This window comes from Klebsiella ornithinolytica (assembly GCF_030505655.1).
GTDB lineage: Bacteria > Pseudomonadota > Gammaproteobacteria > Enterobacterales > Enterobacteriaceae > Klebsiella > Klebsiella ornithinolytica.
Window position 1 is genome coordinate 2,654,268 of the sequence record NZ_CP130153.1, and the last position, 20,970, is coordinate 2,675,237.

Here is a 20,970-nt window from a genome sequence, read left to right on the forward strand (position 1 = left end):
CCTCTGAGCGGCCTTTTTTGTTGCCCGAAGAGGTGAGAATGAAAAAGGTCCATATCGAATCAAAGCGAGCCGGCGACCGCAGGATTATCGAAATGTCGATAGGCGGCATCACCGCGCGTTATCGCGCCGCTGGCGAGATCCAAGAGTTAAAAGCCACAGGTCGCGGTAACGTCCGCCAGGTTAAGGCGCTGCTCCGTGAGTTTATTCGCAACGCTGACCCCGCGCTCATTTAGCGAGGCACCATGAAATATTTCTTTAAAACCCGCCTGGGGAATACTCGCTTCCAGCTCGCTGATGGCTCGGTGCTATTCAAAGACGTACCGATCGGACGCACTGGAGAGCAGGTCTACGGCGCGGAAGAATTGCCGGGGATTGAGCCAGATACTCAGGGGTTGATCGTCGTTCGCCGGACTCCAGAAGAGGTATTTAGTGAGCGCACAATAGCCTCTTTTGAGGGGATGGCAGTCACTATCGGTCATCCGAAAGATTTCAACGGCAACATCATTTTCGTGACGCCAGAAAACTGGCGCCGACTGGCAAACGGCCATATTCAGAACGTCAGGCGCGGTAGCGGAGATCAGGCAGACCTGCTCCTGGCTGACGTTATCGCAAAAACACCGGAAGCTATCCAGGCGGTGGCAGATGGTGATGACGAGGTTAGCTGCGGGTATGACGCAGACTACCGCCAAATCTCGCCGGGTATCGCGGAGCAGTACGCGATCACCGGTAATCATCTGGCTTTCGTCCCTAACGGGCGGGCCGGTTCTCGCTGCGCACTTGGAGATAGCATGCCAAATAAAGCCAAAAACTGGTGGGAGCGCCTTGTGCGCGCTCGTAAAACCAACGACGCCGCCGAAATGGCGAACCTTATTGATAATCCACCAGAGAGCGTTACGGGTGATGATGACGTGAGTTCGACGCTTACGCCTGGTGGGGTGGTGATTAATCTCTCACCTCAAAGCCCGCTGCCGGGTCCAGCTCTTCCGGGGACCGGTGATGCAGAAGAAGAAATTCCCGACTGGGGTAAGGCGCTGATTGAAGCGGTTGCCAAACTCACCCCGGCAGCTGCGACCGGCGATGAGGAGGAGAAGAAAGAGGAAGAGGGTGCGGTTACCGGCGATGCCGCCTATCGTGCCGATCTGATTCAGCCAGGCATTCAGTTGCCCGCCAAAGCAAAGCCTACCGCATTCAAGCGCTCAGTGCTGGCAACTGCCGATCAGGCGATGGTGCGCTCTATCGTTGGTGATGCCGATATCACCAAACTGAAAAAAGCTACGGTAGATATGGCATTTAACGCTGTATCTGAACTGGCGAAGAATCGCAATACCGCGGCTAAAACTACCGATAGTTTCCGCTCTATCAACTCCAACACCACTAAAACCATCGCGGAGATTAACGCTGCCGCGAAGGAACTCTGGGCTAAACGCTAACGAGGCATTCAATGGATAACACTTTTCTTTACCGGATGCCTGCGGGCATCGCCGGCGCAATCTCTCGTCCGCAGGATCTGACGGTTGAACCTCAGACGCTGGACAGCACAAAGGCATTCGCCGCGTACGGTCTTGCCGGTAAGTTTTCGGCAGGTAAGTTTGTGCCGATTGAGGCGGCTGATACGGCTGCTGTTGTGGTGGGTATCTATGTTCGTCCTTACCCAACTACAACTCAGCCCGACAAAGTGCGCCAGATCGGGAGTGGCTATAACTTCGCGGGCGACTGCATGAAGCGTGGTTATGTCACGGTCAACCTCGGCGCTGATGCCAGTTCTGTAACGCTTGGTGGGGTTGTTTTTATGCGCGTGGCCACGCCGACAGCATCAAGCCCGCTGGGTGCCTTCCTTGCCGCTGCTGATGGCGAGAACACGGTGCAGATCACCAACGCTTACTTCAATGGCCCCGGCGACACGAACGGCAACATTGAACTGGCCTTTAATATTTAAGGAATTCGCAAATGCCAATGACATTTGACCAGGCAACAGTAGACAGTTCTGGTGCCTTTCTCATCGGAGAACTGGAGCGCCTCGACCAGACGCTGAATCTGCCGCTGACCTCGCAGACGTGGAGTCGCGATATTCGGTTGCGCGAAGACGTGTCTATCGCTGACGAAATCAGTTCTTTCACCAACACCACCTTTGCTGCGGCTGGCACGCCTAATGCCAACGGCAAGAACTGGATCAGCCCGCTGGCAACAGCAATTGCCGGTATCAACGTTGATATCGAGAAGAAAGGCTTCCCGCTCGAATTGTGGGGCATGGAGCTTGGCTGGACTGTTATTGAGCTTAATGCTGCTGCGCAGGTCGGTCGCCCCATCGACACCCAGAAATACGACGGCATGCAGCTTAAGTGGAACATGGACACCGATGAGCAGGTTTATATCGGTGACACGGCAAAAGGCGCAAAAGGGCTGCTTAACCTGTCTCAGGTAACGCCGACCAACGCGACCAAAACGTGGGCTACCTCAACCGCCGACGAAATCCGCGCCAGCATTAACCAGGTGCTGAGCAATGCATGGGCCCGTTCCGCTTACTCCAAAGTGCCGGAAGATTTGCTGATCCCGCCTGAGCAGTATTCGTTCATTGCTAGCACCATCGTTTCCAGCGCCGGTAACCAGTCTCTGCTGACCTACCTGGAAACGAACACTATCGCTTACCACCAGAACGGCAAGCCGCTGAACATTCGTCCGGTTAAATGGATGAAAGGTCGCGGTGTGGGCGGTACTGATCGCATGGTCGCCTACACCAATGATAAGAAGTTTGTTCGCTTCCCGATGGTCCCGCTGCAGAGCGTCCCGATCCAGTATCGCGGCCTGTATCAGCTGGTGACCTATTACGGCAAGCTGGGTGCGGTTGAACCGGTTTACCCGGAAACCCTGAACTACATGGATGGCATTTAATCCAGATACAGCCCCTTCACAGGGGCTTTTTCTAAGGAACTCCGATGAAGAAAATCTATGTACTGACCGCGTTCAACTTTAACGACGGCGACAAAATCACTCCGTTTGCGGCGGGGTTTCATGACGTTGATGATGCCGTTGCAGAGCATTGGTTTGTGAAAGCGCATTGCTCACCTGATGGTGAGGCCCCGGCAGTGGTTGAAGACCCGCGTATTGCTGAGTACGAAGCGCGTATTGCAGAACTCGAAGCGAAGCTGGCGGAGACTACCACTAATGGCAAGAAATCAAAGTCTACCGACGCCTGAGAAGTTCAGGGCAGCATTCCCGCAGTTCGCTGACGAAACAAAGTACCCAACCACAATGATCCAGGCGCGGCTTGCCCTCGCTGATGTCCTGCTGAGTGAATCGCGTTTTGGTGAAGATATTTTCCCCTATGTTGTTGGTCTGTATGTCGCGCACTACCTGTACCTGTACGCTGCTGATATGCGTGGCGTTGCTGTTGGTTCGGCTGGTGGTGCAAATAGCGGTGTGCAGACGTCAAAGTCAGTGGATAAGGTTTCGGTAAGCTACGATGCCAGCGCGACGCTTGACCCTAATGCGGGCTTCTGGAATAACTCCCGTTATGGGTCTGAGTTCTGGGAATATCTGATGATTTTCGGTGCGGGAGCAGTTCAATTGGGGACGCCGTAATGAAAAGCGGACTCACGATACGCTCTGACAATTACGCCGATGTTCTCGACGCACTGAATAAGCTATCTGGCACCGATGTGCTGGTGGGCATTCCCGCTGGCCCTCCACGTGAAGATTCCCCACTGAGTAATGCCGAAATTGGTTACCTGCAGTCCACCGGGGCGACCGTGGAGATTGACGGCGAGATCGTCACGCTCCCGCCACGGCCTTTTCTCGATATGGGGATAGAGGATTCTCGGGATAAAACCACCGCACGGCTGAAGCTTGCCGCACAGGCTGCTCTTGAGGGTAATTCTGGTGTGGCAGAGCAGCATCTTGAAGCCGCTGGACAGATTGCCCGAGATGCGGCAAAGGCGGTTATTGGTGATGGTGATCGACTAGAGCCTTTATCCGAAAAGACGCTTAAGCGACGTCGTGCTGCTGGTTTGAGAGGTATTAAGCCGCTGTACGCTCATGGCTTCCTGTTGCGTGCGATTCAATACGTCGTAAGGAAAAAATAATGCCTTTACTCGATGTGACAGAGGTTCTTCTGGACCCGGATTTTGTCGATCTGACGTTGGTATGTCACCGACAGGTGCAGACGGTTGACGAAGATAACTTCCCGATCAATACGCCGCAGGATATCCCGTTCTCCGGGGTGGTGACCGTTGACCGCTCTCTGGAAGCTAAACGTATGGCCGCCGGACAGAACATCAACGGCGCAATCCTCATCGTTACTCAGTTCAGGCTTACGCAGGGTCAGCCCGGACTGGATGCTGACACAGTGACCTACCAGGGGCGCGACTATCGCGTGACGTTTGTCGATCCGTATACGGCCTACGGCGCCGGGTTCGTCCAGGCACATTGCGAACTGCTGGAATTTGACGGAGGTACGCCAGTTGAGTAACGACAGCACAAAGGCGGGTTATCTGACGCCAGTCGGTGATTCTCCGCCCTACGATGAGGATCTGGAGCGGTTAATTAGCCGTTGGATACGGGGTGTGACAGGGCTGGATGCCACGCTGGTTTACCCGCGGTGGACCGACCCGCAAAAGCAGATACTCAAAAACGGCATTACCTGGTGCGCGTTCGGTATCACCGGCATTCAGGAGGACTTCAACCCGGCGTACGTGCAGGGCGAAGAGAACACAGAACAGTGGTCGCATGAGACCGTGAGCCTGATCTTGTGTTTCTATGGCCCGCAGGGGCTGGCAATGGCCACGCGCTTTCGTGACGGTCTGCTGGTATCGCAGAACAATGACGAATTGAACCGCTCAGGCCTGACATTCCTTCAGATGGGCCGGATCCTCAACCTTCCCGAACTCATTAATAACCAGTGGGTGCGCCGGTACGATATCAGCGTTGACCTGCGCAGAAAAATTACCCGCACCTACAACATAGCTTCCGTCATCGACGGCAGTGTCACAATCACCACCGGAGATTAAATCATGGCGAAAGGTTTGCCATTAAGTCGGGTCGCTAACGTGGCCGTGACACTTTCCGCTCGCGCTGCGCAGGGTCGTAACTTCGGATCTATGCTGCTGCTGGGCGACTCAACCGTTATCCCTATTTCTGAGCGCATACGACTGTATTCAAGCGCCGATGATATTGGCGATGATTTTGGTGTAGATAGCCAGGAATATGCGGCAGCGGTTATCTGGTTTTCACAGCAACCGCAACCGACGCAAATCTACGTTGGTCGCTGGGCTAAAACGCTGGCAAGCGGTGAAGATGGTGCGGCGGAAACGCTGCTGCAAGCCGTTAATGCACTGATGGATTACAACTCATGGTACGGTTTGCATCTGGCAGTACCTGAGGCTGATTACCCCGCTGATGCGGATATTATCAGCGTGGCCGCAGCGGTTGAAGCATCAACGGTATCCCGCATCTTTGGCATCACCACTGATGAGGCTACGATTCTGGATGCTGCAACGACAACGGATCTTGCTTCGAAACTGAAGGCCGCTAAATACAGCCGAACCTTTATCCAGTATTCGACCAGCAGCAGCTATGCAGCGCTGTCAGCCTTTGCGCGTGCGTTTACTGTTGATTTTACCGGCAGTAACACGACGATCACCCTGAAGTTCAAACAGCAGCCAGGAATTACCTACGAAACCCTGGGCACATCGCAGGCCAACAACCTGGAAACGAAGAACTGTAACGTGTACGTGTACTACGAAAACGATACGGCAATTCTTGAGCAGGGGGTGATGAGCAACGGTGACTTCTTCGACGAGCGCCACGGGCTGGACTGGCTGCAGAACGCTGTTCAGACCGCCGATTTCAACACGCTTTATACCAGCACAACCAAAATCCCACAGACCGATGCCGGTACCACAACCCGTATCGCCAATATTGAGCTGGTACTCGATAAGGCTGTCACCAATGGCCTGTTTGCTCCGGGTAAATGGACTGGTGGCCCGATGGGGCAGTTAAGTACTGGGGATACGCTGACGAAAGGCTATTACACCTGGGCCGAAAACGTCGACGACCAGCTGCAGGTCGATCGCGAAGCGCGTAAAGGGGTGCCGATTCAGGTCGCCGGTAAACTTGCGGGTGCCGTTCATTACGGGACTGTTGCCATCACGGTTGTGCGCTAAGGAGCCATAAATGTCTACGTATTCTTTTATTGATGTTTCGGCCTCTCTCGCAGGTCCTACAGGTTTACTTGAGCTGGGGTATGGCTCAGGGAACTCCGAAGAGGGCATTACGATCACGATGACCGAGGCGAAGAACACCATGACCGTCGGTGCTGATGGTGAGGTGATGCACAGCCTGCATGCCGGAAAGAGCGGCACCATCACGGTGACTCTGTTAAAAACCTCCCCGGTGAACAAAAAACTGTCGTTGATGTATAACGCACAGAGCCAGTCCTCAGCTACCTGGGGAAACAACGTTATTGTCGTGCGCAATAAGGCATCAGGCGATATCTCTACCGCGCGATCCTGCGCATTCCAGAAACAGCCAGACCATTCCAACGCGAAAGTGGGTAACACTGTTTCGTGGGTCTTTGATTGCGGCAAGATTGACCAGTTACTGGGGGAGTTTTAACAGATGGAATTTCAAATCAAAGGCGTTAACTACCGCTCCGCCAAACTCGATGTTTTCCAGCAGTTGAAGGTCAGCCGTAAACTTCTGCCGGTGCTGGCCGGGCTGGTTAGTGAATTTTCGACGCTGAAGGCACAGGCTGTTGCCGGGAACTCTGGTGCTGTAGTGGAAAGTGTGCTGCCGAAAATCGCCGACACGCTGGCGGCATTGCCGGATGAGGACGTTAACGCGGTGATTTATCCGTGCCTGGGCGTCGTTTCCCGCCAGCATGAAAAGGGATGGGTGAAAGTCTTCGATCAGGGCGTGCTGATGTTCGACGACATCGACCTGTTCACGATGCTGCAGCTGGTGGCGCGGGTGGTCGCCGACAGCCTGGGAAATTTTTTGAAAGAACTCCCCGCCAGCGAGACGCCCACCCCGCCAGCGGCCTGACGCTTGAGTCCTTACCTGAAGGCGAAAGCTTCCTGATGCGCCCGGTGGAAGCCGGGTATATCCCCTATACCGCCCTGAAGGACGGGTCAGTCGACCTGGCCGATATTGCCCGCATGAATGACTGGCTGGACCTCAAAGCCGATAACGATTACCGCATAGCGAAATGGAGAGAGGCTAATGAACGCTGAAACGCTCAAGGACTTTCTGATCTCGCTTGGGTTTAACGTTGATGAGGCTGGTGCCAGAAAATTTGATTCGGTGGTTACCGGGACGACGCTCAAGGCGATCGAGCTTGGTACCAAAGTAGAATTGGCCGCTGCATCGGTCGTGGCGTACACGGCCAAAATCGCCAGTAGTCTGGATAACCTGTACTGGGCTTCTCAGCGTACTGGCGCGACGGTGCAGGGCATTAAGCAAATCGGGTATGCCGTCAGCCAGATGGGTGGCAGCGTGGACGCAGCCCGAGGCTCACTTGAAAACCTGTCACGATTCGTGCGTAACAACCCCGGCGCTGAAGGCTTCCTGAATCGTCTTGGCGTGCAGACCCGTGATGCTAAAGGCAACATGCGGGATATGGCCAGCATCTTCACCGGCGTCGGCCAGCGTCTTAGCAGCATGCCGTACTACCGTGCAAACCAGTACGCACAGATGCTGGGTATTGATGAAAATACCCTGATGGCAATGCGTCGCGGTATCGGTCAGTTTAGCGGCGAATACACCGCCATGGCGAAGGCTATCGGCTATAACGCTGATGCGGCCGCTGTCAGCTCAAACAAGTTCATGACCTCGCTGCGCTCTTTTGGCCTTATGGCCGGTATGGCGCGGGATAAAATCGGGTCCGGCCTCGCTGATGGCCTGGCGGGCTCGCTGGACCGACTGCGGCGCCAGATACTGGACAATTTCCCGAAAATTGAAGGTGCAATCACTGCGACGGTTAAGGGGATTCTCTGGGCTGGTGAAATGGTCGGCAGGATGATTTACCGGCTCATGCAGTTAGGCCAGGGCATCAGTGACTGGTGGGATTCTCTGGATAAGCAGTCTCAGGAGCTGATAGAGCTCCTCGGGGCGCTTACTGCTGCCTGGTGGCTATTGAACCGCGCCATGATGGCGTCACCTATTACCTGGGTGCTTGGCCTTGCTGGTGCCATAGCGTTGCTTTGGGAGGATTACCAGACCTGGAAAGAGGGCGGCAAAAGCCTCATTGACTGGGAGAAATGGAAACCTGAAGTTGATGCCGCGCTTAAGATGGTTGGCGACCTGAAACAAACGGTCATCGATCTCGGGAAGGCGCTGGCGAAGCTTCTGAACATCGACCCAAAATCCTGGTCACTTAAGTGGGACTTCAGCAATTTCATTACCCAGATGGGTGAGTTCAGCAAAATGCTGAGCATGATTGGTGACCTGCTTAACGCCATCAAAGACGGTCGCTGGTCTGATGCAGCAAGCATCGGCAAGGCTCTACTCAAACAAGGGAGCGATCAGCCCGATGCGTTGCCAGGCGTAACCAGTAGCGCCGTCAACGCGCGAGGTAAGGTGCTGGGCTTCTGGGAGGAGGTTAAAACCCGCTTCAGTGATGGCGGATGGTATCAGCATGAGCAGAAAACGCTTGCCGATCGCAACAACAATCCTGGGAACATTCGCCCTGTCGGCGGTGGTGGCTTCCGTGCGTTCGGATCAGCTCTGGAAGGCTGGTCGGCGATGAAAAACCAGCTGATGCGCTACTTCACGGGGAAAACGACAGGTCGCCGCCTGCAGTCCATTATGGATATCGTCAGCACCTGGGCCCCGGCGGGCGACAATAACGACCCGCAGCAGTATGCCCGACAGGTAGCAGGTTGGATGGGGGTGTCGCCGACGGCGGCGCTTAACCTGTCCGATCCAAATACGATGGGGGCCCTTATGCAGTCAATGGCTCGTAAAGAGGGCTATTCGAACTGGAACAGCCCACTGGCTCATCAGGCGGCTGGTGCACAGGTTCAGCAGCAGAACACCTACAACATCTACGGCGCAAACGCTCAGGAAGTCGGCCAGGAAGTCGGGCGCCGGCAGCTTGAAGCGAATGCCAGGGTGTTGCGGGTTAATCAAAGCGGGGCAGGCTGATGGATATCCTCTCTACGTTGTTTCAGCAGCAGAGCCGTCGCATCGGGCTGATCGTTCCCAGTGTCGTCATTTCTGAAAAGCACAATGACACGCTGGAAATTACCGAACACCCGGTAGAGGTCGGCGCTGCAATTTCTGACCACGCCTACCGACGTCCGTCAGAAGTGGTTATGCAGGTCGGATTTGCTGGCGGTGGATCGCTGCTCGACTTTCTTGATACCACGTCTTTCGGATTGAGTGTGGGCCTTAGTCCGAAAGAAACGTATCAGGAACTATTGGACCTGCAGAACAGCAGGGTACCTTTCGATGTGGTGACCGGTAAGCGGATTTACTCAAACATGCTGATCCGTGCGCTGGAGGTCACGACCGACAGGACGTCAGAAAATGTGTTGTCTGCTGTACTTACGCTTCGCGAGGTCATTATCACGAGCACGACCACCACGCAGGTAGCAGTCAAAGAAGACATGAAACTGGGGGCGAATACTTCAGCAGTGCAGAACTCAGGAGTAAAAACGCCGGCGGCGAAAAATGAGTCCCTGTTAAGCCGGCTGGCTGGCTACGCAACCGGAGGATAAATGGCCGTATCAGAAATCCCGCTGTCACCAGAAAATCAGTCGTTTTCAATATCACTGGCGGGGCAGAGTTTTCAGATGGCGGTTACCTGGCGTGCTGCGTTCTGGTGTCTGGACATCATGGACAGCAGCGGTGGCGACCTGATTAAAGGCGTACCGCTCATCACCGGCGCTGACCTGCTGGCGCAGTACGATTATCTCGGGCTGGGGTTTTCGCTTTATGTCGGCTGTGATAACCCGGCGAATGAAAACCCCACCGAAACCGATCTCGGAATAAACAGCCATCTTTACGCGGTAACGGAGTAATCATGTCACAGAACTGGATGCGGCATTTTGAGCTGCAGCTTGTCGACTCGAAAGGTAACGCTACCGACTTCGGTAGCTTCAAGGTCACGTTTACCATCGACTGGTTCAATCTGAGCAGTGAAACGCGGGTAGGGACCTTCAAGGTGTATAACCTGGCCGCTGATACCGTTAACCGGATTGTTGGTGATGAATTTACCCGTATCCGGGTAATTGCCGGTTACGACGGGATTGCAGCAGATGTTTCCGCCAGCCAGGTCGGTACAGCGCAAAGGGTAAACCCCGATGACGTGGGTCAGATGGACGGGCGGAACTACGGGCTTATCTTTGATGGCGAGATCCGCTACACCATCACCGGCAAAGATAACCCCATCGACAGCTTTGTGCTGATTCAAGCGGCCGACTCAGACCGGGCATTTGCAACCTCGATCACGACGCAGACGCTTGCTGCGGGCTATACGGTTGCAGATGTCAATGCGGCACTGATGAAGGATTTCAACGCAAAAGGTGCGACTGAGGGAAGCACTCCTGCTATGCCCGCTACGGTCTTCCCACGTGGGCGGGTGCTGTTTGGCATGACGCGTCACCTGATGGATAACGTTGCCGATCAATGCCAGGCTGACTGGATGTTTGTTGATGGTAAGCGTGAGATGGTGGCGAAAAACGAAGTCGTTCACGATGCCATTAAGCTGAACAGTGCCACTGGCCTCATCGGCATGCCACAACAGACTATCGGCAGCGGCGTTAACGTACGCTGCCTGATTAACCCCAACATCCGGGTTAACGGGTTGATAGAGCTGAATCAGGCCTCTGTCTACCGCACGGTGCTGGGCAATAACGACATCACTATGACTCAGGGGCGCATCACCGACCAGAATAACAACGGCAACATCACCGTTGAGGGTACTACCGCACAACCCGCGAGCATTGCGACCGACGGCGTTTATATTGTGCGTGGCATTATGTACACTGGCGATACAAGGGGCCAGGCGTGGTACATGGATATGATGTGTGAAGCGCGTGGTGCGGCGGATTTCCTATCGTCCACAGCCATTCAACGCGGTGCGTAAAAATGAAAAAATTGGCGTTTATCCTGTTATCGTTTCTGTCTTTTACAGCTTCAGCAGCTGATGGTGGTGTCACCCTTCAATGCTCTGGCTATAAACTAGAGTTGATTCCAAACTCGATGTTTAAAATAAACGGTGAGACAGTGACATCTCAAAAAATAAAAACCCTTGGGGATGGTGACGGGATGAAGGTTGATATGGCCCTGATGCCAGCTAAAGACGGAAATAATTACGGATTTCAATATATCCGGCGTCCAGGTACTGAGTCCCGATTTTTGAACGTTCAACTTCTGCAAAACAACATGGATGCACCGAAGATCATCGGGTCTTTCCCATGCAATAAGGTTTAAAACTAAGGCGTTACCCTAGCCATACGTATGGCGTACCGAAGAAGAAATCATGTATATTTCGGATGATTCCTATCTTTAACTCTGGGGTAACTGTAAATGGAAGCGCTGTATCCAATCCTCATCGTCTTAGGCATAGGGGCTGCAATTGGCTCGTACGCTACTTATAGATATCTGATTAAAAAGCATAAAAAGGTAATAGAGTATCTTGAACTTAGAAATCAAAACTCTCTTGCTGATGAGATTCAGGAAAAAGAAGACGTAATTAAAACATACAGCCATAGAGAGGCGGTGCGAGAAGCAGAACATAAAACCCTGCAAGAACAGCTCAGGCAAACCATAGAAATAAATAGGATAAAGAGCAAAGAGGTTCTTGGGAAAGCTGTTGATTTTGCTTTGGATTTTGAAAATATTTTCCGTGAGCAACACCATTCAGCACAAGAAGAAATACAGAAGGTTCTTGATGATACCTATCGCTATAAACGAAAGACGTTGCTAGGTTCCGTAACGCTGAAGAACTTTGAGAAAAAACTCGAAGATATCAGAAAAGAAAAAGCGATATATCAGACCTTAATTGCGAAATATGATTTCTTCCAACTTCATGACCGTTCTGACTGGAAAACGGTAGAAAAAGAGTTTCGAGATAAGGTACTGGAACTTCAAGCCGCACAAGATGAAAGGGATGCTCAGAACGAAATCAAGCGACAGATGCGTGAGGAGCGCCAGCGTGCAGAAGAATTGGAAAAACAGCAACAAGAGGCTGAAGCCAAAGAGCAAGAGCTTGAAGCTCGGCGTAAAGCTGTAGAAGAAGCCTTGTTGGCAGCTGACGAAGAGCATCGCCAAGAGCTTGAAGAAACCAGACGTCAGTTAGAACAAGAAATTGAAGATGTTCATAAGCAATATGAGCGTGCGAAATCTATGGCACAAATGACTAAGCAAGGGCATGTGTATGTCATTTCTAACATCGGGTCGTTTGGTGAGAATGTCTTTAAAATCGGCATGACACGTCGTCTCGAACCTCTGGATCGCGTAAGTGAATTAAGTGGTGCAAGCGTGCCATTTGAGTTTGATGTTCACGCTATGATTAGCTGTGATGACGCTCCTGCACTTGAATATGCATTACATAACAAACTTAGCAGCGAGCGAATGAATAAAGTCAACCTGCGGAAAGAATTCTTCAAGACTGATATTGATAAAATAATTCAATGTGTTGAAGAAAATCATGGGAAGGTTGAATATGTGGCTGATCCTGCAGCCCTTCAATATTACCGATCTCTGGAAATTGGTGAGGAACTCCAAAATAATAAAGAGCTCGCTGTTGTGTCATAGATATCATCCACCCATTTAAGACCCGCTTCGGCGGGTTTTTTAATGCCCGGAGTAAACCGAATGGCAGTATCCGATAAAACCCGTAGTGGTGCGCTGGCGGAGGTTCTGGCGTCAGAGCGAAAGACTACCAGTGAACAACTACGCGTAGCGCTACCCGGCATCATCCAGTCATTTGATCCTGATGCCGTCACTGCTGTTGTTCAGCCGGCAATCCGCTACGTCGAACGAGATAACGACGGCAACAAAAGCACGAAGGATTACCCGCTGCTGGTGGACGTTCCTGTCGTCTTCCCTCGCGGTGGTGGCTGTACGCTGACTTTTCCCGTTAAAGAAGGTGATGAATGCCTGGTGATTTTTGCCGACCGCTGCATTGATTTCTGGTGGCAGAGCGGGGGCATACAGGAGCCGGTAGACGGTCGCATGCACGATTTATCGGATGCGTTCTGTATTGTCGGCCCGCAGTCGCAGGCGAAGAAAATCGGCGGCATCAGCACCAGCGCGATAGAGCTGCGCAGCGATGACGGGTCTGCAAAATTGAGCCTTAACCCCGCAAGTGGCGAAATCAGCGGTACGGCTCCGGGCGGGTTTAACCTGAACGGTCTTCAAATTCTTCCTGATGGCCGCCTGCAGCTGGTGGATGGCTCAATCGTCGATAAGCATACGCATGGTGGCGTTGAATCTGGTGGCAGCAGCACAGCACCACTCGGAGGGTGATATGCGATATCGAAGAGAAGACGATGACGGTGATTACACCTTTGGCCAGGGCGATGATACCTGGCTGGTAAACTCTCCTGAGACCGTCGCGCAGGCTATTAAAACGCGCTTCCTGCTCTGGTACGGTCAGTGGTTCCTCGATACCACAGAGGGAACACCCTGGATTCAGTCTGTGCTGGGTAAGCAAAAGCCTGATACCTACAACCTGGCTATCCGACAGCGCATCCTGGAAACGCAGGGCGTTAGCTCTATCACCGAATTTAATACCGAAGTTGATGGGCGTACGCGCCGTGTAACGTTCACAGCAACGGTAGAAACCCTCTACGGGACAACCACAGTAACCTCGGAGGCGTAATGTCTTTGGACCTCGATACACTCGGCTTATCGGCAACGGTAACCGCTGAGGGGATAAGTGCGCCAGACTATCAGACCGTGCTGGATACTATCACCGGCTATTTCCAGCAGATTTATAGCAGTGATGCCTATCTCGATCCTGACAGCAAGGACGGCCAGATGGTGGCGCTGGTGGCTCTGGCCATTCATGACGCGAACAACACAGCCATTTCGGTTTACCGTTCGTTCTCGCCGGCGACGGCCCTGTCAGATGCACTGACGAGCAACGTCAAAATTAACGGCATTACCCGGCGTGCAGCGACTAATTCGACGGTCGATCTACTGCTGACCGGCACTATCGGCACGACCATCACAAATGGTTCGGTACGCGACACAAACAGTGTGGTGTGGAATCTGCCGGCGACGGTAGTGATTGGCTCTGATGGTACCGTGGTGGCGACGGCCACGTGTGCGAATGCTGGCGCCGTAGCTGCGGTGGCGGGGTCGGTAAATGGCATCAACACGCCGACGCGTGGATGGTCTTCGGTGACTAACCCTCTGGCGGCCACGGTAGGTGTCGCTGCTGAGACGAATGCGCAGCTACGCGTAAGGCAGGCGCAAAGCGTCGCGCTGGCCTCTCTCACGCCGTTTGACGCGGTAGATGGTGCAATTGCTAACGTTGAAGGCGTAACCCGTCACAAGCTGTTTGAGAATGATACCGAGATTACGGACGCTAACGGGTTACCAGAGCACTCTATTTCTGCTGTCGTTGAGGGTGGGGATGCAACAGAAATTGCCAGTACCATCCGAAGCGTGAAGGGGCAGGGAGTTTCCACCTACGGCACAACGGCCGTGGTAGTCACAGATAAGTATGGAAATCCTTATACCATTCGCTTCTCTCGCCCGGTAGATGTTCCGGTATATGTGTCAATTACCCTGAAGGCGTTAACTGGCTACACCTCTGACATTGGCGATGAAATGAAAGCCGCTGTTGCTTCGTACATTAACTCTCTCACTATTGGTGATGGTGTGCTGCTGAGCCGGGTTTATTCCCCGGCGAACCTCGGCGTAGTCAGCGGAGGGAATGCGCGATATTACGACATTATGGAGCTGTTAATAGGTCGGTCGGCTGAGTCTGTCGCAGCAGCTAATGTCACAGTCGTATATGACGAGGCCGTTTCATGTAGCGTGGAGAATATAGAGATAACGGTGACAGCATGAGCAAATACACCGATCTTATTTCCAACTACCATGCAGGAAAACCAAAATTTGTAAAACATGTTGATCTGTCGACAAGGCCGCTAATTGATGTGTCTGGTTCAGTGTCCGGTCTTATCTCTGCGTTCGATATAGATACTGGCGTAGGGGCACAACTTGATATTCTTGGTCAATGGATTGGTGTAGCCCGGACTGTTGCCGCGCCGATATCTGGTGTTTTTCTTGAATGGGACAAAGAGCGAGTTGGCTGGGATCAGGGGATCTGGCTTGGTCCGTATCAGTCTTCTGACGCATTAACCTACCTGAGCGATGACGTATACCGGGTCGTGTTAAAGGCCAGGGTAGGGATTAATAACTGGAATGGTCAGAACGGAGCGCTGCCTGACATTTTGGAAACAGCGCTTGCTGGTACTGGGATTAAAATGATCATCCTCGATAATCAGGATATGACGATCTCAGTTCTCATCGTCATTGATTCTGAATATTTAATGTCTGTAACAGACCGGTTGATATTTGATTCTGGAATGAACCGTGGTCCTTTTATTTCTCTTCCTGATGATTACACACCATCGCGATATGACATTAACCCAATAGATAAACTCCCGGCTGAGTTTGTTTTTGTTGTACGTGCTGGGCTCCTTACTGTAAAGGCCGCCGGGGTAAGAGTCAGGGAAACAGTTACGCCTTCTAATGGATATAAATTCTTTGGATTTGATGTCGAAAATGACTATATCGCTGGCTTTGAGTCCGGCGCATGGGGAGAAAACTTCTGATGCCAGTTAATAACTTTAAACCGTTTGCCATCGCATCTGGCTCAAATGTGACATCTCAGACGGAATGGGAAGGTTTGATCGCCCTTTCTACAGGATTTACAGCGGGGCTGGCCCGGTCCGCGCAGATTAATAAAGCCCTGCGCCAGGGGACGGTTATGGCGAGCGTCTTAGCTCAGTTCATGGCTGAGACAACCGGAGAGGATGTGCTTGATGATGGAGATACGGCAAAACTGGTATCCCTGCTGATCGGTTCAGTTAACACGGTTGCGCGGAGCGCTCTGCCAGTTGGCACCCCCATACCATGGCCCTCTGACATTTTGCCGGCAGATGGTAATTTCGCTTTCATGCAGGGGCAGGCATTCAGCCTTACGGCATACCCGTTACTGGCTACAGCTTACCCGTCAGGTGTAATTCCAGACATGCGAGGCTGGACCATTAAGGGGAAGCCGGCCACCGGGCGTGCGGTGCTGTCTCAGGAACAGGATGGCGTTAAATCACACTCTCATACAGCGTCGGCCACATCGACCGATCTCGGTACCAAAACGACAAGCAGCAATGGGGACCACAATCACACGTGGGGATCGCCAATGCAGAAGCAGGGCGGAAGCGATCAGGAAGTTGGTAGCAACGGCGGGAGCACCTTTGGCACAACATCCACTGCAGGCGCACACACTCACTCCGTGGTAATTGGAGCCCACTCACACACCATCACGGTTGATTCTGCAGGTAATGCAGAAAACACCGTTAAAAACATCGCATTTAACTACATCGTGAGGCTCGCATAATGGCTTTTGAAATGTCTGACAAAACTCAGGTGGTAACCGTTTACCATATCAGCGACGATACGGGTGAGTTAGTGGGCGTTGAAGAATTGTCGATCCCGCCTCACACTGGCTTGCCTGCCTGCAGCACTCAAAGTTCACCACCCGAAATAGCCTCCGGAGAAACAGCGGTTTTCAATGCCGCTGCGGGCCAGTGGTCCCTTATCGAGGACCATCGCGGGCAGATCGTGTACAGCACTGCATCTGGCGAGCCTGTTGAGATTGCAGCGCTTGGGGAATTACCAGCAGGGGTAACGACAAAAGCGCCTGCTGGCAGCTATCAAAAATGGGATGGAGAAAACTGGGTTAACGACGCGGAAGCTAAACACCAGGCTGAAGTGAGTAGCGCTATTGAGCTGTTAACCGAGTTGATGCGAGAGGCAAACGCAAAAATAGCCCCTCTAAACGACGCTGTAGAACTTGGTATCCAGACCGACGAAGAAGTCATGCAACTGACTGAGTGGAAAAAATACCGCGTTGCCTTGAGCCGCATTGATACATCTACCGCTCCCGATATCGCCTGGCCTGAAATTCCTGCCTGATCTGTTTCTGAGGTAATACCCCTATGCCATTTTATTTAACGCGGGATCCGGTCCCGTCGGCAGACATGCGCAACGTTTTTGATAACGCTCAGAATCTTGACCTTGCCCTGAACGATATTACATCCTCTTTCTGGAGTGATCGGCTCGGTCGTAGCCGCATGTCATGGTTCGGACTGGAGTCTGCGTTTACGGTAAAACTGAGTGACTTTGAGTCCCGTTTTTCCACCCAGATAGTCGAACAGGAAACCACTTTTGATGCTTCCCAGGCTGAAAAGGAAAACCGATTCCAGGCTTTTCTTGATAGCTCCGGTTACGTGTTCCTCGGTGACTATGAAGACGGACCGTTTCAGTTCAGCGCCCGCAACCAGTACATCCGTTATAACAACCAGTATTACCGCCTGAATGCTGCTACTGATGTCGGCTTTACCACGACTGGCGTCGATGCAATCAGCTTTGCGAATGACGTTGTTCACTTTGTTTTGATGGACGGTGATACGCTTCGCCAAAACCTGGGTTCAAGCGAAGAGGGAATGGGCGATGATATCGTTACGCATTCTGACGGCAAAACAGTCAGGGAACACATCAAATATCTGGATCGGGATAAGCTGTCATTTTACGGAACCACGGCATCCGGGTTGCTGGCATTTCTGGCGTACGCCGCAGCATCTGGACGTGAGTGCATTATTGATACTGAGGTTAATTTAACTGTTGCAGTTAATTTCGATGCGCAGTTCTCAAATATTAACTTACGCTGGGAGGCCCCGATTAACAGCGATACGCAGTTATTTAACCTGTACAACCTTGGCCCAAAATCCCTTCTCAAGGATATGTGGTTTCAGAACATCACAGCCCCCTGGGTTATTAACCGCTGGGATACCGACGGGAACTGGATAGATAACGCAGAAACTATTGTCAATTCAGTCGTTCAGACGAATGAAGAAGTTGGTTATCAGCCGACCTCCAGAGATAAGGATGTCTGGTCTTCATTACCAGAGGCAGTACAAAACCAGCAGATTTGTGGCGGCCCCATCATTCACACCTCCCGTGGTGTCACGGTGCTGAATCCGAGGGGGAGATATATTGCGATTACCTTCATGGACTGTAATTTCTGTAAAGTCATCCAGCCATCAGTAATGGGCGGGAAGCACCAGTACGGCACCATTCTTTTCAATAACACCGGGACAACTGCATGGGGTAAGGGAAATAAAGTCATTGATGGCGAAGTGAGATATGGCTCTGTATCAGGAGTGGTATATATGCGCCATAAAGGAAAGTCGAGTCGTATTTCTGGCACCAATGCCTACCGGTGCGGAGAGTCCGGATTTAAAACGTATCAGAATGAGGTCAATGGCCGCTCAGCGCGTTGCTACGGCATGAAGTGGGATAACCTCACAGCGGAGCAGTGTTATTTCGACGGTTTCGACCTGGCGTCAGATTATGGTGATGCCGCTCAGCGTGTAGATGATTACAAGCTGGAGCAATTTGCATGGAACCTGCTTCCGCTCAAACATGAAGTTACCAATCTGACGGCTATCGGTTGTCACGGGACGGGAGCCTGGGGAGATGGTCAGGGCAGCACTTACAAGGGCCTTCACATACAGGATTGCTACAGTTCGGGAACTAATTTTATCGGCAGGTATAACATTATTGATGACGTGTTCTCGAAGAACAACAACCGGAAGAATGCAGCAATAGCTGACCTCGTCGCTCAGATTAAGGTTCCGGGACAAAATAACAAGGTCAGCCGCGTCACTATCATCGTCGACGATACGGCAATTACCGGCGGATATGGGCTCTACGCACCATCGTCGATGGTAACTGACCTCGATACTGACTGGTGCACCTTCCCGAGCCTCCCTTCGTTTAGTGAGTTGTCCAACCTGTCACTGGGCTCCTATTCCTCGACTGAAACACAGGTATGGATTGACGGGCATCCGCGCGGGGCATTCCTGACGAACGCGATAGGGAGACTCCTTTTCGAGTTGACTTACGGTGTTGCAGGAAGTGAGCGAGGGAATGTGAGTCTCCGACCGGTTTACGGTGGTTTATTCACAAATGGTCTGAGGGCCAGGGGGGAATATGGCGGCATGGCAATTTTAGGTGTCGGCTCACAAAGCAACAGCGCATATCTTAATCCCGGAGAGATGCAGCCTTATGAATCTGGCGGTGTCCTCAAACTGCAGTTCAAAAATGCCGCCGGAACAGTCACAACATACACACTCACACAAGGTTAACAGGAGGACTCATGTCTTTGATTGTTGATACGGTATTTAAGGGGATTTCAGTTGAGAGCGCAAAAGTCACCGTCGGTGACATCTATATTGCTGACGGACATACGGTGCTGTCTGTAACGGCAAACTGGTCAGCACCAAGTTCATCTGAATTTTTTAAACAGACGACCTATAACTGCCCGTACGATATCACCGGCGCAGACCCGCTAACCCAGGCCTATACCTGGCTGAAAACGCTCGAAGAGTTCAGTGGTGCAACTGAATCTTAATGCTTACCCGCCAGTAATGGCGGGTTGGACGTAGGAGGGGAACTATTACTAATAGTCATCGTCGTCGTCATTAGACAGACATTCGAAATCTGGGTCGTGTATAACTTTGATTTCTTCTGGAACGTCTTGTACGCCGCTGCTATTTACATCATGGTATGGAGTATCCCCAACTTCCACAGTAACTAACCATGTAACATAGGAGCCATCGACTAATGTAGCAGCAAAAACATATTCCCACGTTTCCGTGTCGTCTTTAAATTGGCGATCAGAGGCTTTCTGGGACTCACCGACCTGTTCCGGAGTAACCTGATATTCTTCTTCTTCATAGGTGTATTCAAAATCACCCTGGGGAATAACTGAGTAACTCATGGGGATTTCCTTTTTTTGTACGTACCTTCTGAATGTAGAAGGCATACTGGTTATTGCATTACTATAACAAAATTTCAAGTTGTCATAGGCCGTAACGATAAGAATATTCATTGATCTTTCTGCTGATAGTTTTACCTGAACACCCGGCGGGTTTGGAATGCAACTGCCGGATGCTGGCTGGTGGCGCGCCCCGGCAGCTGGTGGTCGAGGTGATCGGGGGTGGGGTGAAAGCAATTTATAAATACTTTCCGGTGCAACGCGATGATAAAAAAAATCCCCTTGAGCAGGCACCGCCAAGGGGAAAGTACTTCATAACATTATTGCTGTGTGCGACTTTGCGCACTGATCATCTTCTAGGAAAATTCTTAGGTTATCGAGATATATTTAACAGGTAGGAGGAGAGGCTGGGGGCATGTTCTCGTGGTGGTGGCGTTTACCATTATCGATGTGAGAGAGGACAGGTGTCTTTTGTGACGGTTTTTTGGGGCAGATTTTGGGGCAAAATGACGTTTGGGGCACGGTTTGGGGCAATCAAATGTCCGTATTTGTCCGCTATTGTCCATAGGTCAGGTGAGGAGTGCCGTACGCCAGGCTATTCAGAAAACTATTATTGATGGCGAGGTCACGGACTGGGGAACACAACAATATTTTTTCGCGATAAAGATAACACCATGATAAAAAACCAAAAACAGAAAGCCCCCTGGTGCAGTTGCAGCAGGGGGCTTTTACGGGTGGGGATTATCGTCGTTCATCAGTCATCCCATTTGTGGCTTAGATACGCGGCAAGAAAACCAAAGAACAGGATTGTTCCCAGTACTGCCATAAATACATGCATATTTCCCAGCATGATTAACCTCCATCATTGATTAGTGTGCGCTAAGTAGTCCTTATTGAACGTGGTGTACGGTTGTTGCATAAAGAATAACCTGGTCAACCTAAACAAA

At 51.9% G+C, this 20,970-nt stretch carries 29 protein-coding genes; 27 read left to right on the forward strand and 2 right to left on the reverse strand.

Annotation, left to right across the window (positions count from 1 at the left end):
• Nucleotides 1–38 precede the first annotated feature (38 nt).
• The 27 genes from Q1L34_RS12705 to Q1L34_RS12835 all read left to right on the forward strand — a co-directional run bounded on the left by Q1L34_RS12705 (nt 39) and on the right by Q1L34_RS12835 (nt 19,657).
• Nucleotides 39–233, forward strand: coding sequence for a hypothetical protein (locus Q1L34_RS12705; RefSeq protein WP_099001189.1), 195 nt, complete (start codon nt 39–41; stop codon nt 231–233).
• Nucleotides 234–242: 9 nt separating this feature from the next.
• The gene (locus tag Q1L34_RS12710) at nt 243–1,430 is read left to right on the forward strand and encodes a DUF2213 domain-containing protein (RefSeq protein ID WP_327204556.1); all 1,188 of its coding nucleotides are present in this window, start codon (nt 243–245) and stop codon (nt 1,428–1,430) included.
• 11 nt (nt 1,431–1,441) lie between these two features.
• A complete protein-coding gene (locus Q1L34_RS12715) occupies nt 1,442–1,936 on the forward strand; it encodes a structural cement protein Gp24 (protein WP_099001187.1) in 495 nt (164 codons plus the stop codon).
• A gap of 11 nt (nt 1,937–1,947) precedes the next feature.
• Nucleotides 1,948–2,889 (forward strand): DUF2184 domain-containing protein, encoded by a 942-nt coding sequence (locus tag Q1L34_RS12720; protein ID WP_099001186.1) that lies wholly within the window; start codon nt 1,948–1,950, stop codon nt 2,887–2,889.
• Between the two features lie 44 nt (nt 2,890–2,933).
• Nucleotides 2,934–3,194 (forward strand): STY1053 family phage-associated protein, encoded by a 261-nt coding sequence (locus tag Q1L34_RS12725; protein ID WP_047664963.1) that lies wholly within the window; start codon nt 2,934–2,936, stop codon nt 3,192–3,194.
• Complete coding sequence (locus Q1L34_RS12730) at nt 3,163–3,579, forward strand: DUF4054 domain-containing protein (RefSeq protein WP_075808592.1); 417 nt, start codon at nt 3,163–3,165, stop codon at nt 3,577–3,579. The genes Q1L34_RS12725 and Q1L34_RS12730 overlap by 32 nt, the downstream gene beginning before the upstream one ends.
• Nucleotides 3,579–4,079 carry a hypothetical protein gene (locus Q1L34_RS12735; RefSeq protein ID WP_049099210.1) on the forward strand — a complete coding sequence of 167 codons (501 nt, stop codon included), beginning with the start codon at nt 3,579–3,581 and terminating at the stop codon, nt 4,077–4,079. Before Q1L34_RS12730 ends, Q1L34_RS12735 begins: the two co-directional genes overlap by 1 nt.
• A complete protein-coding gene (locus Q1L34_RS12740; RefSeq protein WP_032419927.1) occupies nt 4,079–4,465 on the forward strand; it encodes a hypothetical protein in 387 nt (128 codons plus the stop codon). Before Q1L34_RS12735 ends, Q1L34_RS12740 begins: the two co-directional genes overlap by 1 nt.
• Nucleotides 4,458–5,003, forward strand: coding sequence for a phage neck terminator protein (locus Q1L34_RS12745; protein ID WP_406811776.1), 546 nt, complete (start codon nt 4,458–4,460; stop codon nt 5,001–5,003). The genes Q1L34_RS12740 and Q1L34_RS12745 overlap by 8 nt, the downstream gene beginning before the upstream one ends.
• A 3-nt stretch (nt 5,004–5,006) precedes the next feature.
• Nucleotides 5,007–6,158 carry a DUF3383 family protein gene (locus Q1L34_RS12750; protein WP_103072855.1) on the forward strand — a complete coding sequence of 384 codons (1,152 nt, stop codon included), beginning with the start codon at nt 5,007–5,009 and terminating at the stop codon, nt 6,156–6,158.
• 10 nt (nt 6,159–6,168) lie between these two features.
• Nucleotides 6,169–6,609, forward strand: a complete 441-nt coding sequence (locus Q1L34_RS12755; protein WP_075808589.1) for a DUF3277 family protein — start codon at nt 6,169–6,171, stop codon at nt 6,607–6,609.
• Nucleotides 6,610–6,612: 3 nt separating this feature from the next.
• On the forward strand, nt 6,613–7,038 hold the full coding sequence (locus Q1L34_RS12760) for a phage tail assembly chaperone (RefSeq protein ID WP_075808588.1): 426 nt from the start codon (nt 6,613–6,615) through the stop codon (nt 7,036–7,038).
• 35 nt (nt 7,039–7,073) lie between these two features.
• Entirely contained in the window at nt 7,074–7,226 is a 153-nt protein-coding gene (locus tag Q1L34_RS12765; protein ID WP_075808587.1) for a DUF6889 family protein, read from the forward strand.
• Nucleotides 7,216–9,138 (forward strand): hypothetical protein, encoded by a 1,923-nt coding sequence (locus tag Q1L34_RS12770; protein WP_136342509.1) that lies wholly within the window; start codon nt 7,216–7,218, stop codon nt 9,136–9,138. The genes Q1L34_RS12765 and Q1L34_RS12770 overlap by 11 nt, the downstream gene beginning before the upstream one ends.
• Nucleotides 9,138–9,713, forward strand: coding sequence for a phage baseplate protein (locus tag Q1L34_RS12775; RefSeq protein WP_047664955.1), 576 nt, complete (start codon nt 9,138–9,140; stop codon nt 9,711–9,713). Before Q1L34_RS12770 ends, Q1L34_RS12775 begins: the two co-directional genes overlap by 1 nt.
• The gene (locus Q1L34_RS12780; RefSeq protein WP_095033306.1) at nt 9,714–10,016 is read left to right on the forward strand and encodes a phage baseplate plug family protein; all 303 of its coding nucleotides are present in this window, start codon (nt 9,714–9,716) and stop codon (nt 10,014–10,016) included.
• 2 nt (nt 10,017–10,018) lie between these two features.
• Entirely contained in the window at nt 10,019–11,083 is a 1,065-nt protein-coding gene (locus Q1L34_RS12785; protein ID WP_327204557.1) for a hypothetical protein, read from the forward strand.
• A gap of 2 nt (nt 11,084–11,085) precedes the next feature.
• Nucleotides 11,086–11,430, forward strand: a complete 345-nt coding sequence (locus Q1L34_RS12790) for a hypothetical protein (protein WP_177334009.1) — start codon at nt 11,086–11,088, stop codon at nt 11,428–11,430.
• A gap of 96 nt (nt 11,431–11,526) precedes the next feature.
• A complete protein-coding gene (locus Q1L34_RS12795) occupies nt 11,527–12,756 on the forward strand; it encodes a GIY-YIG nuclease family protein (protein ID WP_327204558.1) in 1,230 nt (409 codons plus the stop codon).
• Between the two features lie 60 nt (nt 12,757–12,816).
• Complete coding sequence (locus Q1L34_RS12800) at nt 12,817–13,470, forward strand: Gp138 family membrane-puncturing spike protein (protein ID WP_327204559.1); 654 nt, start codon at nt 12,817–12,819, stop codon at nt 13,468–13,470.
• A gap of 1 nt (nt 13,471) precedes the next feature.
• Nucleotides 13,472–13,825, forward strand: coding sequence for a contractile injection system sheath initiator (locus tag Q1L34_RS12805; RefSeq protein WP_118860257.1), 354 nt, complete (start codon nt 13,472–13,474; stop codon nt 13,823–13,825).
• A complete protein-coding gene (locus tag Q1L34_RS12810; RefSeq protein WP_136342505.1) occupies nt 13,825–15,024 on the forward strand; it encodes a baseplate J/gp47 family protein in 1,200 nt (399 codons plus the stop codon). Before Q1L34_RS12805 ends, Q1L34_RS12810 begins: the two co-directional genes overlap by 1 nt.
• On the forward strand, nt 15,021–15,794 hold the full coding sequence (locus tag Q1L34_RS12815) for a baseplate wedge 1 family protein (protein ID WP_047664950.1): 774 nt from the start codon (nt 15,021–15,023) through the stop codon (nt 15,792–15,794). The genes Q1L34_RS12810 and Q1L34_RS12815 overlap by 4 nt, the downstream gene beginning before the upstream one ends.
• Nucleotides 15,794–16,579 carry a phage tail protein gene (locus Q1L34_RS12820; RefSeq protein WP_065419744.1) on the forward strand — a complete coding sequence of 262 codons (786 nt, stop codon included), beginning with the start codon at nt 15,794–15,796 and terminating at the stop codon, nt 16,577–16,579. Before Q1L34_RS12815 ends, Q1L34_RS12820 begins: the two co-directional genes overlap by 1 nt.
• Nucleotides 16,579–17,157: a tail fiber assembly protein gene (locus Q1L34_RS12825; protein ID WP_180862627.1), complete on the forward strand. Its 579-nt coding sequence runs from the start codon at nt 16,579–16,581 to the stop codon at nt 17,155–17,157. Before Q1L34_RS12820 ends, Q1L34_RS12825 begins: the two co-directional genes overlap by 1 nt.
• A gap of 23 nt (nt 17,158–17,180) precedes the next feature.
• Nucleotides 17,181–19,391, forward strand: coding sequence for a tail spike protein (locus tag Q1L34_RS12830; RefSeq protein WP_327204560.1), 2,211 nt, complete (start codon nt 17,181–17,183; stop codon nt 19,389–19,391).
• A gap of 11 nt (nt 19,392–19,402) precedes the next feature.
• Nucleotides 19,403–19,657, forward strand: coding sequence for a hypothetical protein (locus Q1L34_RS12835; RefSeq protein WP_327204561.1), 255 nt, complete (start codon nt 19,403–19,405; stop codon nt 19,655–19,657).
• Nucleotides 19,658–19,705: 48 nt separating this feature from the next.
• Here Q1L34_RS12835 and Q1L34_RS12840 read toward each other — a convergent pair whose 3' ends face one another.
• Together Q1L34_RS12840 and mgtS are read right to left on the reverse strand one after the other, a co-directional pair.
• A complete protein-coding gene (locus tag Q1L34_RS12840) occupies nt 19,706–20,026 on the reverse strand; it encodes a hypothetical protein (protein WP_180862630.1) in 321 nt (106 codons plus the stop codon).
• Nucleotides 20,027–20,777: 751 nt separating this feature from the next.
• A complete protein-coding gene (gene mgtS, locus Q1L34_RS12845) occupies nt 20,778–20,873 on the reverse strand; it encodes a protein MgtS (protein ID WP_004102377.1) in 96 nt (31 codons plus the stop codon).
• Nucleotides 20,874–20,970 lie beyond the last annotated feature (97 nt).